Below are 13,743 nucleotides of genomic sequence, written 5' to 3'. Positions count from 1 at the left end.
GGATGGGGCACCCGGTCGTACCGGCCCCCATCCTGGCGTGGCCGACCGGTCATGTCCCGTCCTCCACGTGGGCCCGGACGGCGTCGCCGACCCGGCGCATGGTGGACAGCACCTCGTCGCGGGGGTCGGAGCCGGTGTCCCACTCGGCCAGCACCGCCCAGGCCACCTCGGCGGCGGGACCGGCGACGACGCCGACGTCGATCCGGGCGGTGGAGATCGTCCCGGTCTTGTTGATCATGGTCAGCCCGCGGTCGGACTCGGCGTGCGCGAGCGGGTCGAGGCCGAAGGCGGCGGCGGTCATCGAGAGGTCGGCGTTGGCGGCGATCCACGCGCGGACGCGTCCGCTCACGGCCGGGGAGACCAGCTCACCCCGGTGCAGCCGGGCGATCAGGTCCGACAGCTCGCCGGCGGTCCCCCGCGACAGGGTCGGCGGGTGATCGGGCCCACGGTCCAGCCGGACGCGGTCCAGCAGGGCCGAGCGGGTGAACCCGAGCGCGTGCGTGGTGGCCGTCACGGCGTCCACGCCGACGCGGCGGAGCAGGACGTTGGTCGCCAGGTTGTCGCTGAACCCGCCGACCAGCCAGCAGAGGTCACCCAGCGGCAGCTGCCGCGAACCCATCAGGTGCCAGAGGCCGGAGTCGGCGACCCACTCCCCCTCCTCCCAGCCCAGCGGCTCGTCGACGTCGAGGAGTCCGTCCTCCAGCCGGCGGGCGACCTCGAGCAGCAGGAACAGCTTGCCGACGCTGGCCGTGCGCTGCACGCGGTCGGGGTCCTGCTCGGCCAGCACCGCCGACGTCCTCGCGTCGCGCAGGCAGACCGACCAACCGACGTCCGGGGTGAGGGCGGGCAGGACGAGGGGACGGGCGGTCACGTGATCAGCCTCCCACCGCGGTGGCGCCCCGGCGACTCAGACCCGGGCCTGCTCCAGGTGGGCGAGGATGTGATCCACGGTCTCCTCCGGGCTCTGGGCGCTGGAGTCCAGCCAGTACCCGATCCGCGACGTCTCCTGGCGGAGCGCGGCGTCCAGGGCCACCGGGGTGAAGTGGGTGTAGGCGTCCTTGGTCCGCTGCCGCTCCCGCTCGGTCAGGGCCGACACGGTGGGTGAGAGCACCACCAGGAAGCGTTCCGGGCAGCTGATCAGCTGGACGAAGCGCGAGAGCTCGGCACCGATCACCACGTCCTGGACGATCGCGTCGAACCCGGCCGCGGCGTAGGCGTCGGCGACCTGGGTGGCGAGCCGGTAGCGCAGCCGGAGCTGGGACAGCGCCTCGTCGTCGGGCTGGGGTGTCATGTCGACCCGGCCGTTGACCACCATCTTGCGGAAGACGTCTCCGCGCACGTGCACCGAGCGCTCGAGCCTCCTGGCCAACAGGTCGGCCACGGTCGACTTCCCCGCCGCCATCACGCCCGTGATCACGATCACGCGCCCCTCGTCGCCACCCATGGCCACCATCGTGCCCGGTCCGGACGTCAACACCGCGCTCTTCGGCCACGGGCGCCGCCGTGGCTGATCACCACCGCGCGGGTGCGCGGAGCGCAAGCGCTGTCGGGCGGGCGCGCGGGCGGGTCTACGGTGATCCCCATGGCCGCGCCTGGAGGGGACAGGACCTCGGGCTCGACCCTCGGACTGGTCCTCGGACCGGGGCTGTACCGGCGGGCGCTGATCAGCCTCTTCCTCGGAGGGCTCGGCCTCTCCGTGGCCATCCCCCAGCTGTCGCTGTTCCTGGTCCAGGACCTCGGCGCCTCGCTGCAGGTGGCGGGCCTCTTCTTCCTCACCAACCTGGCCGCACCGGTGTTCGGCTACCTCGTCGGCCGCTGGTCCGAGCGCCTGACCGACCGGTTGACGTTGTTCCGGCTCGGGGCCGTGGCCGGACTGCTCGGCTGGGTGGGGATGGCGCTGGCCGACCAGGTGTGGCTGGCGTTCCTGGTGAACCTGACGGTCATCGGCTTCGCCGCGGCGACGAGCTCGCTGATCTTCGCCGCGGTCCGCGACCGGCTCACCCGGGACCCGACGGGCGCCGACAACCGGGTGATGTCCACCGTCCGGCTCGGGTTCAGCCTCGGCTTCATGACCGGGCCGCTGCTGGGCAGCGTCCTCGGCGGGGCGCTCGGGCTGCGCTGGACGCTGGCGGCCAGCGGGGTGTTCTGCCTGCTGCAGGCGGCGCCGATGCTGGGTCAGCGGGTGGAGCGGGTGGCCGCCACGCCGCGGGGCGAGCGCACCGACGGCGCCACCGGACGGCGCACCTCCGCCGCACCCACGCTGGGACCGCTGGTGACCTTCCTGGCCCTGGGCGTGCTGGCCATGTGCGGGGACACCATCCGGCTGGCCTACCTGCCGATCTACATGGAGGTGGAGCTGGGCAGCCCGGACTGGCTGCGCGGGGTGGTGATCTCGACCCAGTCCGCCGCGATGCTGGTCTTCATCCCGATCATGGGCGTGCTGGCCGACCGCTTCGGCGCCTACCGCCTGGTGGTGGCCACCGCCGTGCTCGGGGTCGGCGCGAACCTGGGGTACGTGGTCGCCGACAGCGAGCTGGTGCTGATCGCCGCCACGGTGCTGAACGCGGCCATGTGGGCCGCGCTCGGCGGCATCGGCATCACCGCCGCCCAGGACCTGTACCCGCACGGCGTCGGAATGGCGTCCTCGCTCTACTTCTCCGCCGTCCGGGTCTCGGCTGCGGTCGGCGGGGTGGCCGGCAGCCTCGGCGTCGGCGCTCTCGGTGTGCCCGGGGTGTTCCTGATCCCCGCCGGCCTCGGGGTGCTGTCCACCGTCGGGCTGGTGACCCAGGCCGTGGTGCTCGCCCGCCGCGCCGCCCCCCACCCCCGCCGCCGGCACCGGGGCCGACGCGACGACCGTCCCCCGCCAGACCCCTCTCCCGAAGACCCCACCTGAGCGCCCCCTGACGCCCGGTGCGACGTCTGGCCGGGACAGCCCGGCCGGACGTCGCACTGGCGGAACCACTCGTGGTCGGACCTCATCGGCATCGCCCCTCGGCAGGCGGCGCGTCCCCGGCGTCGCACCGCTCCCGCGACGATGGAGCCCAACCCTCAAGGCCCCGGGTGAGCGGGCTCCCGGTGCGACGTCTGGCCGGGACAACCCGGCGGCACGTCGCACTGGGAGGTCAGGACACCGCGAAGCGGCCCAGCGGGCTCACCGGGCGGTGCGGCGGGAGGGCCACCAGAAGGCCTCGCCGGTCAGGAAGGCGAGGGCCGGGACGAGCAGGGTGCGGACCACCAGGGTGTCCAGCAGGACGCCGAGGCAGACGATCACCCCGATCTGGGTCAGCGCGACCACCGGCAGCACGCCGAGCACCGCGAAGACCGCGGCCAGCAGGATCCCGGCGCTGGTGATCACCCCGCCGGTGCTGCCCAGCGCCGCCACCATGCCCTCCCGGGCGCCGAGGACCGCCCGCTCCTCCCGGGCCCGTGAGGTGAGGAAGATGTTGTAGTCCACCCCCAGCGCGATCAGGAACAGGAACGCGTAGAGGGTGACGTTGGCGTCCAGCGCGGGGAAGTCCCAGAGGTGGGTGAACAGCCAGGTGCCGGCCCCCAGGCTGGCGAAGAAGGTGCCCAGCACGCTCGCGATCAGCAGCACCGGGGCGAGGGCCGAACGCAGCAGCACCAGGAGCACCAGCGCCACCACGCCGAGGATCAGCGGAACCACCAGTCTCAGGTCGTCCTCGGCGGCATCCAGGGTGTCGAGCGCGGTCGCGTCAGAGCCACCCACCAGGGCGTCGGACAGCCCCGGGTCGCCGGCGAGCGCCGCCCGCAGCGAGCGCACCACCTCGAAGGCCTGCTCGCTCTGCGGGGCCGCTGACGTGGTGACGGCCAGCCGGGTCAGCCCCTCGTGCTCGGCCGCGGGGCGTACCGACTCCACCCCATCCACCGCCTCGACGCGCTCGGTCGCCGCCGGGACGTCCTCGCTGGGCACCAGCACGTCGACGCCACCGGACAGTCCGGCGCTGAAGGAGCGGTCGAGCACCTGCTGGGCCTGCACCGACTCGGGGTTCCCGGTCAGCTGCTCGGTCTGCGACAACCCGACCCGGTAGCCGCCCAGACCCAGCGCCAGCACCCCGACCCCCACCACGGCGGCCAGCGCCACGAGCACGGGCCGGCGCGCTACCCCCCGTCCGAGGCGCTCCCACGCCCCGACCCTCGCCGGCGTCCCCTCCTCGCGCACCCTCGGCACCAGCGGCCAGAACAGCCCGCGGCCGCAGACCACCAGGGCCGCCGGCAGCACCAGCAGCGCGAAGACCATGGCGATCCCGACACCGAGGGCGCAGGCCAGCCCCAGGGCGCGGTTGCCCTGCAGCGAGGCCAGCAGCAGGGTGAGCAGGCTGAGCGCGACCGTGCCGCCGCTGGCTGCGATGGCCGGTCCGGCGCTGCGGACGGCGGTCACCATCGCCTGGTGACGGTCGGCCTGGCGGGTCAGCTCCTCGCGGTAGCGGGCGACCAGCAGGAGCGCGTAGTTGGTGCCGGCCCCGAAGACCAGCACCGACAGGATCCCGGAGATGGAGGCGTCCACCGGGAGCCCGACCGCCTCCGCCACCGGGGCGACCACCACGCGGGCCAGCCCGTCGGCGATGCCGACCACGGCCAGCGGCACCAGCCACAGCAGCGGGCTGCGGTAGGTGATGATCAGCAGCACGGCCACGACCCCGACGGTGACCAGCAGCAGCCTCAGGTCGGCTCCGGCGAAGGCGCTGGAGACGTCGTCGGAGAAGCCGAGCGGCCCGGTCAGCGCCGAGCGCAGACCCTCGGGGAGGTCCTCCGCGGCCAGGGTGCGGAAGCGGTCGGCGGTGCCGGCGAGGTCGGCCTCGACCTCGGCGCCGTCCACCGGCACCACCACCAGGGCAGCGGTCCGGTCCTCGCTGAGCTGGGGCCGGACGGCCTGGGGCGCCACCGACTCCGCGGCCAGCGCGTCCGCGCGCTCGGCCACGGCCGCCTCGTCGTCGGCGGTGAGCTCCTGCCCGCCACGCTCGTAGACCAGCAGGGCGGCGCTGGTGTCGGCGTCGGGGAACTCGTCGAGCAGTGCCTGCACCTGCGCGGACTGTGTCTCCGCCGGCAGCCCCGCCGAGGGGAAGGCGTCGCCCTCCACGCTGGGCACCAGGGCGAAGAGCGCGCCGCTGACCACCAGCGCCAGTCCCAGCACGACCCACGCACCGACCCGACCGACCAGCGCTCGCGCCACCGGACTCACCCCACTTCTTGGTAACCAAAACTTTTGACTATCTCGGGGTTTAGCATGACCCACATGACGACCGAGCACAAGCCGGAGCCCGACGGCCCCGCCGTCGCCGCCGGGGTGCGGCGGGTGCAGGTGCTCTCGGACAAGGTCCAGCGCCACCTGGCCCGGCTGCTGGAGGTCAACCCCACCGACCTCTCGGCGATGGAGCACCTGCTGGAGCGCGGTCCGATGACGGCCAGCGAGCTGGCCGGCCGGATGGAGATGTCGACCGCGGCGACCACCCACGTGATCGACCGGCTGAGCCGGGCCGGCCACGTCCGACGGGCCGCGCACCCCTCGGACCGGCGCAAGGTCAGCGTCGAGCCCGAGCCCGAGTCGGTCGAACGGGCCATGACCGAGCTGCGGCCGATCATCGCGGGCGTGGTGCGGGCGGCGTCGGCGCGCACGCCGGAGGAGCGGGCGGTGATCGCCTCGTTCCTCGACGACGTCGCCGGGTTCTACGACTCGCTGCTCGACGAGCCGGGGCGCTGAGCCGTCCTGGTCAGCCGGCCAGCCGGGGCGCCACCTCCGCGGCCACGAGGTCCAGGTGGTCCAGGTCGGCGAGGTCCATCACCTGCAGGTACAGCCGCTCCGCGCCCGCCGCGGCGAACGCCTCCACCTGCTCGACCACCTGCGCGGGGGTGCCGGCCAGCATCTCCTCGCCCCAGTGGTCGGGGTCGCGCCCGATCGCCTCGGCCCGGCGCCGGACCTCGGCGTCGTCGCGGCCGCAGCACAGGGTGAGCGCGGAGGAGAACACCGGCGGCTGGTCGCGACCGGCGTCCTCGCAGGCCGTCCGGACGCGGGCGAAGAGCCGGGCCGCCTCGTCGGCCGCGCAGAAGGGGCTGTTGAACTCGTCGGCGAAGCGGGCGGCCAGCGCCGGGGTGCGGCGGGGGCCTCTGCCGCCGACGATGATCGGCGGTCCTCCCGGGGTGAACGGCTTGGGCAGGGCCGGGGACCCGACCAGCTGCCAGTGCTCGCCGGAGAAGTCGAAGGTCTCCCCCACCGGGGTGCGCCACAGGCCGGTGACGATCTCCAGCTGCTCGGCGAACCGGTCGAAGCGGGTGCCGGTGTCGGGGAAGGGGATGCCGTAGGCGGCGTGCTCGCCCTCGTACCAACCGGCGCCGAGACCGAGGTCGACCCGGCCGCCGCTCATCTGGTCCACCTGCGCCACCGCGATGGCCAGCGGCCCGGGCTCGCGGAAGGTCGCCGACGTGACCAGGGTGCCGAGACGGATGGTCGACGTCTCCCGGGCCAGACCGGCGAGGGTGACCCAGGCGTCGGTGGGCCCGGGCAGCCCGTCGCCACCCATGGTCAGGTAGTGGTCGGAGCGGAAGAACGCCCCGTAGCCGCACTCCTCGGCCCGCAGCGCCACCCGCAGCAGGTCGTCGTAGCGGGCCCCCTGCTGGGGCTCGGTGAAGATCCTCAGCTCCATGCGGCGACCCTAGCCGCGGGCGGCCCCGTGTCCGGACGCGGCGTCAGCCGAAGTGGGTCAGCCCGCTGGACGGCTCCGGGGAGGCGGCCGACTCCTCGCGGGTGAAGGCGCGGACGCCGCGCAGCCACTTCTGCACCGGCTCGTCCACCAGCACCCGGTAGGGGAAGACCGAGCCCGCCGCCCTGCGGACCAGCTCGTCCACCGGCAGCGGCCGGCGCGACCCCAGCACCACGACGTTGCCCAGCCGGCGTCCCTTGAGCGTGGCCGGCTCGCTGCTGACCAGCAGGTGCGGGCAGTGCTCGGCCACCCCGGCGAGCACACGGCGGCCGTAGTCGAAGGGGGCCTGGTCGGTGATGTTGACCATCAGCGTCCCGGACGCGGTGAGCACCCGGGTGACGTCGGCGAAGAACTCGGTGGTGGTCAGCTCCGCCGGGACCCGGCCGGCCACGAAGGCGTCCAGCACGACCACGTCGGCGTAGTCGGCGGGCATGGCCGCGATGCCGGTGAGCCCGTCGACGCCGCGCACCTTGATCCCGCTGTGACGGCCGAGGGGCAGCCGCTCTCGGACCTGCTGGGTCAGCTCGGTGTCGGGCTCCAGCACGATCTGCGGCGAGCTGGGCCGGGTGTGGGCGACGTAGCGGGCCAGGGTCATCCCGGCCCCACCCACGTGGACCACCCGCAGCCGCTCACCGACGGGGGCGGAGGCGTCGATCGCGTCGGCGATCCGCTGCACGTAGTCGAACTCGAGCCGGGTGGGGTCGTCGGGGTCCACCCACGACTGCTCCGTGGTGCCGGTCAGCACGACGTAGGCGCCGGGGACGTCGCGGTCGGGCACCAGCTCGGACCGGTAGCGCTGCTCGGGCACCGGACCACCCTAGCCAGGGTGGTCCGGCCGGAGCATCAGAAGCCGCTGCCCGCGTAGTCCTCCCCCGCCGGGGTGTCGCGCTCGGCGCCCTCGGAGCCGGAGGCCCCGCCCTCCTCCTCCTCGACGGCCACGTCGTCGTGGGACGGCTCGCTGGGCGCGCCCGCGAACTCGTCCTGCGCGTCGTCGGTGGAGCGGGGGTCGTCGGGCAGCTCGGCCTCGGTCATCGGCTCTCCTAGGTCGTCGGGACCTCCTGACTACCCTGTCCCGCCACGGCGACACGAGGCGGGGGTGGCCCGCCGCCGCCCCGACCGGCGGTCCGTCCTCCTACGCTGGGGCTCCCGCCGACGAGGAGGACCCATGGCCGAGGCGATCGCCGACTACGCCCTGCTGAGCGACCGCCGCAGCGCCGCACTGGTGAGCAGGAGCGGCAGCATCGACTGGTTGTGCTTCCCCCGCTTCGACTCCGCCTCGCTGCTCGGGCGGCTGCTCGGCGACGAGGACCACGGCCACTGGAGCCTGCACCCCACCGACCCCGACGCCCGCTCCACCCGCCGCTACGACGGCGACTCCTTCGACCTGGTCACCCGCTGGACCACGACCCGGGGCGAGGTGGAGGTCACCGACTTCATGCCCAGCGCCGGGGACCACGCCGACGACCACCACCTGGTCCGCCGGGTGCGCGGGATCTCCGGGCACGTCGAGCTGGAGCAGGTGCTGCGGCTCCGCTTCGACTACGCCGGGACGGTGCCCTGGGTGCGGCAGGCCCCGGAGCTGGGGCTCGGGGCCGTGGTCGCGGTGGCCGGGCCGGACACCGTGGTGGTGCGCGGTGGCAGCCTCCACCCCGGCGAGGACCGCAGCCACGTCGGCACCGTGGCGGTGGGGGCCGGCGACGTGGTGGACCTGGTGATGACGTACCAGAACTCCCACCTGCCGCTCCCCGGACCCCTGGACGTCGACGGTGCCGAACGGGCCACCCGCGCCGACTGGCGGGCCTGGGCCAGCTCGGTGCACCACCCCCACCAGCCCTGGGCGGCGGAGGTGCGGCGCTCGCTGCTGGTGCTTCGGGCGCTCACCCACGCCGACACCGGCGGCATCGTGGCGGCGGCCACCACCAGCCTGCCCGAGCAGCTGGGCGGGGTGCGCAACTGGGACTACCGCTACGTCTGGCTGCGCGACGCCGCCCTCAGCATCGACGCCCTGCTCACCCACGGCGCCCTGGACGAGGCCCGGGAGTGGCGGGACTGGCTGGTACGGGCCATCGCCGGGGACCCCGAGAAGCTGCAGATCATGTACGGCCTGGCCGGGGAGCGCCGGCTGCCGGAGCAGGAGCTGGCGTCCCTGCCCGGGCGCCGCGGGTCGGCCCCGGTCCGGATCGGCAACGGCGCCTACACCCAGCGCCAGTGGGACGTCTACGGCGAGGTCGCCGCCGCCCTGCACCGGGCCAGGGAGTGCGGGCTGGAGGTGGACACGGTGGCCTGGAGCGTGCAGAAGGCGATGCTCGCGTTCCTGGCCCGGCACTGGGACGAGCCGGACTCGGGGCTGTGGGAGATCCGCGGCGAGCCCCGGATGTTCACCCACTCCCGGGTGATGGTGTGGACGGCCTTCGACCGCGGCGTCCGGGCGGTCGAGCAGATGGGTCTGGACGGGCCGGTGGAGGAGTGGCGGACGCTGCGGGACCGGATCCACGCCGACGTGATGGCCAACGGCTTCGACGAGGAGGCCGGCACCTTCCTGCAGTCCTACGGCCGTCCCGGCGTGGACGCCTCGCTGCTGATGCTGCCGATGGTCGACTTCGTCGCCTGGGACGACCCGCGGATGATCGGCACCATCGCGGCCATCGAGGAGTCGCTGGTGCGGGACGGGCTGGTGCTGCGCTACGACCTCGACGTGTCCGAGGACGGGCTGGAGGGGCACGAGAGCCCGTTCCTGATCTGCAGCTTCTGGTTGGTGGAGGCGCTGGCCCGCACCGGTCGACTGGACGAGGCCCACACCATGATGGACCGGCTGGTGGCCACGGCCAACGACGTCGGGCTGCTGAGCGAGGAGTTCGACCCCATCACCCACGGCCAGCTGGGCAACACCCCGCAGGCCTTCTCCCACATCGGGCTGGTCCGGGCCGCCGCCGCCGTCGCCTCGGTGGAGGACGCCGCCGCACCGGACAGCTCCGACCGCCGGTAGGGGCGACCGCCTACCGGCGACCGGGGCGGGTCAGGTCGGCTCAGTCGTCCTGCTCCTCGAGGCGGAGGGCGACGCCGAGGGCGAAGAAGGTGGGCGCCCAGTGGCCGATGAAGATGCCCCACCGGTCGGCCTGGGCCTTGTCGTCACCCTTCTTCTGGCGGCTGGCGAACCAGCTGATCAGGGAGACCCCGATGGAGGCGGCGCCACCGATGTAGGCGTACTCGCTCTTGATCCCCAGGTCGTGCAACATCTTGATCATGCTGGTCCTCTCGTCGGCCGGCACAGGTGCTGTGCGCGCTGGTGGTTCGCCCGCACCCCCTCACCGCGGACGCAGCGGCCGTCCCCCGGGCGCGCCGCCCTCGGCCCGGACGTCCCCGGACAGCAGCAGGAGCCCGCACGGCGTCCGCGCGGGCTCCTGCCCCGACGATCAGGAGGCGGTGGTGACCGGCTCCGCGACGGTCAGGCCGTCGCCCTCGGGGTCGACGTCGAACACGATCGTCTGACCGTCCAGCAGCTGCCCCGAGAGCACCCGCCGGGCCAGCTGGTCCTCGATCGCGGACTGCACCAGCCGGCGGAGCGGGCGGGCGCCGTAGACCGGGTCGAAGCCGGTGAGGGCCAGCCAGTCCTTGGCGGCCTGGGTGAGGTCCACCCGCAGCCGGCGGTCCACCAGCCGGGCGTTGAGCCGGGCCAGGTTGATGTCGACGATGCGGGTCAGGTCCTCGGTGCCGAGGGTGTCGAACAGGACGACCTCGTCCAGCCGGTTGAGGAACTCCGGCTTGAAGGAGCTGCGCACCACGCCCATCACCGCGTCCCGCTTGAGCTGCGGCTCCAGGCTCTGGTCGGCCAGGAACTGCGAGCCGAGGTTGGAGGTGAGGATCAGCAGCACGTTGCGGAAGTCGACCGTGCGACCCTGCCCGTCGGTGAGCCGGCCGTCGTCGAGCACCTGCAGCAGCACGTCGAACACCTCAGAGTGGGCCTTCTCGACCTCGTCCAGCAGCACCACCGAGTAGGGACGTCGCCGCACCGCCTCGGTCAGCTGGCCGCCGGCCTCGTAGCCGACGTAGCCGGGAGGCGCCCCGACCAGCCGCGAGACCGAGTGCTTCTCGCCGTACTCCGACATGTCGATGCGCACCATGGCGTGCTCGTCGTCGAACAGGAAGTCGGCCAGGGCCTTGGCCAGCTCGGTCTTGCCCACACCGGTCGGACCGAGGAAGAGGAAAGAGCCGGTCGGGCGGTTCGGGTCGGAGATGCCGGCCCGGGAGCGCCGCACGGCGTCGGAGACGGCCCGCACCGCGGCGCGCTGCCCGATCAGCCGCTCACCGATCCGCTCCTCCATGTGCAGCAGCTTCTCGGTCTCGCCCTCGAGCATGCGCCCCACCGGGATCCCGGTCCAGGCGGCGACGACCTCGGCGATGTCGTTGGCCCCGACCTCGTCGGCCACCATCGGCGTCGCGTTGCGCTCGGCCTCGTCGGCGTGGCGCAGCTCCTGCTCCAGGGCCGGGATCTGGCCGTAGCTGATCTCGCTGGCCCGGTTCAGGTCGCCCTCGCGGAGCGCCCGGTCGGCCTCCACCCGGAGCGCGTCGATCTGCTCCTTGAGCTCACCGACCCGGTTCAGCCCCTGCTTCTCGGCCTCCCAGCGCTGCTCCAGCGAGCGCAGCTCCTCCTCGGCGTCGGCCAGCTCGGCGTCCAGCCGTCCCAGCCGGTCCTGGCTGGCGACGTCCTGCTCCTTCTCCAGGGCGAAGCGCTGCATCCGCATCCGGTCCACGGTGCGGCGGAGCTGGTCGATCTCCACCGGGGAGGAGTCGATCTCCATCCGCAGCCGGCTGGCCGCCTCGTCCACCAGGTCGATGGCCTTGTCCGGCAGCTGGCGGGAGGGGATGTAGCGGTGGGACAGGCTGGCCGCGGCCACCAGGGCGCCGTCGGTGATCGCCACCTTGTGGTGGGCCTCGTAGCGCTCGCGCAGCCCGCGCAGGATGGCGATGCTGTCCTCGACGGTGGGCTCACCGACGTAGACCTGCTGGAAGCGCCGCTCCAGGGCCGGGTCCTTCTCGATCCGCTGGCGGTACTCGTCGAGGGTGGTGGCCCCGATCATCCGCAGCTCGCCCCGGGCCAGCATCGGCTTGAGCATGTTGCTGGCGTCCATCGAGCCCTCGGCGGCCCCCGCCCCGACGACGGTGTGCAGCTCGTCGATGAAGGTGATCACCTGGCCCTCGGCCTCGCGGATCTCGGTCAGGACGGCCTTGAGCCGCTCCTCGAACTCGCCGCGGTACTTGGCGCCGGCCACCATCGAGGTGAGGTCGAGGGAGACCAGCCGACGCCCCTTCAGGCTGTCGGGGACGTCGCCGTCGACCAGCCGCTGGGCCAGGCCCTCCACCACGGCGGTCTTGCCGACCCCCGGCTCACCGATCAGCACCGGGTTGTTCTTGGTGCGGCGGGCCAGCACCTGCACCAGGCGACGGATCTCCGTGTCCCGCCCGATCACCGGGTCCAGCCGGCCCTCGCGGGCCCGCTCGGTCAGGTCGACGCCGTACTGGTCCAGCGCGGAGCTGGTGCCCTCGGACTCCGCCGACGTGACGCGCCTGCCGCCGCGGGCCTCCTCGAAGGCCCTGGTGAGCGACTTGGCGTCCACGCCGAGGTCCTTGAGCAGCCGGCTCGCCCCCGAGCTCACCGACGCCAGCGCGATCAGCAGGTGCTCGGTGGCCACGAACTGGTCACCCAGCTGCTGGGCGCGGGTCTCGGCCTCGGCCAGCACCCGGGCGAAGGCGCCGGAGAGCTGCGGCTGGGCCACCGAGGACCCCTGGGCCGACGGCAGCCTGGCCAGCGCTCCCTGGGCCGCGGCGTCCACCACGTCGGGCTGGGCCCCGACCGCGGTCAGCAGCGGGGCGAGGGTGTTGTCGGGCACCATCAGCAGCGCGCGCAGCAGGTGCTCGGGTTCGGCGTTGGGGTTGCCGCCGGTGAGGGCGAGCCGCACGGCGGTGGTGACCGCGTCACGGCTGCGGGTGGTCAGCTTGTCCGTGTTCACGATGGTGTGGTCCTTCTGGTCGAGAGTTGAGCCTGTCCGACTCAAGGTTGTCGGACCTGAGTCTATTCCGACTTGAGCCGCCCGGACTCAACCCCGACCCGGATCCCTCCCTGAAGTTCCCCCGGGGTCGGACGCGGTGGGGCCGCAGGTCGCCTCAGCGCTGCTCCTCCGGGCACCAGAAGGTGGTCCGCCCGCCGACGGTGGCCCGCGACAGCTCGGCCCCGCAGCGCGGGCAGTGCCCACCGGCGCCCCGGTGCTCGATCACCTCACCGGTGTGCACCCCGCCGTGCGTGATGGCCGCCTCGGTGGCCGCCCGCAGCGCGGCGTGCAGGACCGCGAGGTCGTCGGGAGCCAGGGAGCCGGCCGGACGACGCGGGGAGATGCGGGCCTGCCAGAGCGTCTCGTCGGCCAGCAGGTTGCCCACCCCGGCGACCACGGACTGGTCGAGCAGCCGGGCCTTGACCGGGGCGGTGCCGCGGCCGACCCGGGCGGAGAACTCGGCGAGCTCGACCTGCTGGGCGTCCGGACCCAGGGCGGAGAGGTCCGGGTCGAGCCGGACCCGGCCGAGACGTCGCTTGTCGAAGAGCCGCAGCTCCCCGCCGTCGGCGAAGCGGAGGGTGAACCGGTCCCACTCGGGCTTGCGGTCGGGCTGGTCGGCGACCCGGCCGTAGCGCCCGCCGAGCCAGTCCCCGCCCTCGATCGAGCGGCCCTCGCCGTCGGTGACCACGATGCGACCGCTCATCCCGAGGTGGATGCCCAGCACCGGGCCGGAACCGTCCTCGCCACCGACGTCGGACGTCTCGCACCACATCGACTTGCCGCGCCGGAAGGCGCCGGTGAGCACCCGGCCCACCAGGGCGTGCTCGATGTCGCCCGGCGCGTGCGGGCGGCACTCCCAGGTGTCGGTGTCGTCCACGGCGGCGATCCTGCGACCCAGCGCACCGGCCTCCACGGTGGCACGGGCGCTCTCGACCTCAGGCAGCTCTGGCACGCCCCGAGTCTGCCCCGCCGGGCGCGCT

At 73.8% G+C, this 13,743-nt stretch carries 12 protein-coding genes; 3 read left to right on the top strand and 9 right to left on the bottom strand.

The genetic code is table 11. From position 1 onward, the window contains the following. Positions 1–49: 49 nt before the first annotated feature. The gene (locus tag BLT52_RS06510) at positions 50–871 is read right to left on the bottom strand and encodes a serine hydrolase (RefSeq protein WP_090591737.1); all 822 of its coding nucleotides are present in this window, start codon (positions 869–871) and stop codon (positions 50–52) included. 36 nt (positions 872–907) lie between these two features. Beyond that, positions 908–1,423 (bottom strand): AAA family ATPase, encoded by a 516-nt coding sequence (locus BLT52_RS06505; protein WP_231946531.1) that lies wholly within the window; start codon positions 1,421–1,423, stop codon positions 908–910. 159 nt (positions 1,424–1,582) lie between these two features. Here BLT52_RS06505 and BLT52_RS06500 point away from each other — a divergent pair, with 159 nt between their 5' ends. Then, positions 1,583–2,893: an MFS transporter gene (locus tag BLT52_RS06500; RefSeq protein ID WP_090591733.1), complete on the top strand. Its 1,311-nt coding sequence runs from the start codon at positions 1,583–1,585 to the stop codon at positions 2,891–2,893. Positions 2,894–3,151: 258 nt separating this feature from the next. Here the strand turns inward: BLT52_RS06500 and BLT52_RS06495 are convergent, their stop codons facing one another. Beyond that, positions 3,152–5,191 carry an MMPL family transporter gene (locus BLT52_RS06495; RefSeq protein WP_231946530.1) on the bottom strand — a complete coding sequence of 680 codons (2,040 nt, stop codon included), beginning with the start codon at positions 5,189–5,191 and terminating at the stop codon, positions 3,152–3,154. A gap of 63 nt (positions 5,192–5,254) precedes the next feature. Between BLT52_RS06495 and BLT52_RS06490 the strand changes: the two genes are divergently transcribed. Further along, positions 5,255–5,719: a MarR family winged helix-turn-helix transcriptional regulator gene (locus BLT52_RS06490; protein ID WP_157677008.1), complete on the top strand. Its 465-nt coding sequence runs from the start codon at positions 5,255–5,257 to the stop codon at positions 5,717–5,719. Between the two features lie 10 nt (positions 5,720–5,729). Here the strand turns inward: BLT52_RS06490 and BLT52_RS06485 are convergent, their stop codons facing one another. Genes BLT52_RS06485 through BLT52_RS06475 form a run of 3 tightly spaced genes read right to left on the bottom strand, consistent with a single transcriptional unit; the run spans position 5,730 to position 7,748 of the window. Continuing rightward, positions 5,730–6,659 (bottom strand): LLM class F420-dependent oxidoreductase, encoded by a 930-nt coding sequence (locus BLT52_RS06485; RefSeq protein ID WP_090591726.1) that lies wholly within the window; start codon positions 6,657–6,659, stop codon positions 5,730–5,732. Positions 6,660–6,702: 43 nt separating this feature from the next. Next, complete coding sequence (locus BLT52_RS06480; protein ID WP_090591725.1) at positions 6,703–7,524, bottom strand: spermidine synthase; 822 nt, start codon at positions 7,522–7,524, stop codon at positions 6,703–6,705. Between the two features lie 35 nt (positions 7,525–7,559). Beyond that, positions 7,560–7,748 carry a hypothetical protein gene (locus BLT52_RS06475; RefSeq protein ID WP_090591723.1) on the bottom strand — a complete coding sequence of 63 codons (189 nt, stop codon included), beginning with the start codon at positions 7,746–7,748 and terminating at the stop codon, positions 7,560–7,562. 133 nt (positions 7,749–7,881) lie between these two features. On the opposite strand from BLT52_RS06475, the gene BLT52_RS06470 reads away from it, so the two are divergent. Then, positions 7,882–9,702 (top strand): glycoside hydrolase family 15 protein, encoded by a 1,821-nt coding sequence (locus tag BLT52_RS06470; RefSeq protein WP_090591720.1) that lies wholly within the window; start codon positions 7,882–7,884, stop codon positions 9,700–9,702. Positions 9,703–9,742: 40 nt separating this feature from the next. On the opposite strand, the gene BLT52_RS06465 is transcribed toward BLT52_RS06470, so the two are convergent. From BLT52_RS06465 to BLT52_RS06455, 3 genes are all read right to left on the bottom strand, one after another. After that, the gene (locus BLT52_RS06465) at positions 9,743–9,961 is read right to left on the bottom strand and encodes a hypothetical protein (protein WP_090591719.1); all 219 of its coding nucleotides are present in this window, start codon (positions 9,959–9,961) and stop codon (positions 9,743–9,745) included. Between the two features lie 168 nt (positions 9,962–10,129). Beyond that, complete coding sequence (gene clpB / locus BLT52_RS06460) at positions 10,130–12,724, bottom strand: ATP-dependent chaperone ClpB (protein ID WP_090591717.1); 2,595 nt, start codon at positions 12,722–12,724, stop codon at positions 10,130–10,132. A gap of 154 nt (positions 12,725–12,878) precedes the next feature. Further along, positions 12,879–13,715, bottom strand: coding sequence for an Fpg/Nei family DNA glycosylase (locus tag BLT52_RS06455; RefSeq protein WP_090591714.1), 837 nt, complete (start codon positions 13,713–13,715; stop codon positions 12,879–12,881). Positions 13,716–13,743 lie beyond the last annotated feature (28 nt).

The organism is Auraticoccus monumenti (assembly GCF_900101785.1).
GTDB classification, from domain to species: Bacteria; Actinomycetota; Actinomycetes; order Propionibacteriales; family Propionibacteriaceae; genus Auraticoccus; species Auraticoccus monumenti.
Note: the sequence above shows the minus strand (reverse complement) of the source record. Positions and strands in the feature narration are given on the sequence as shown.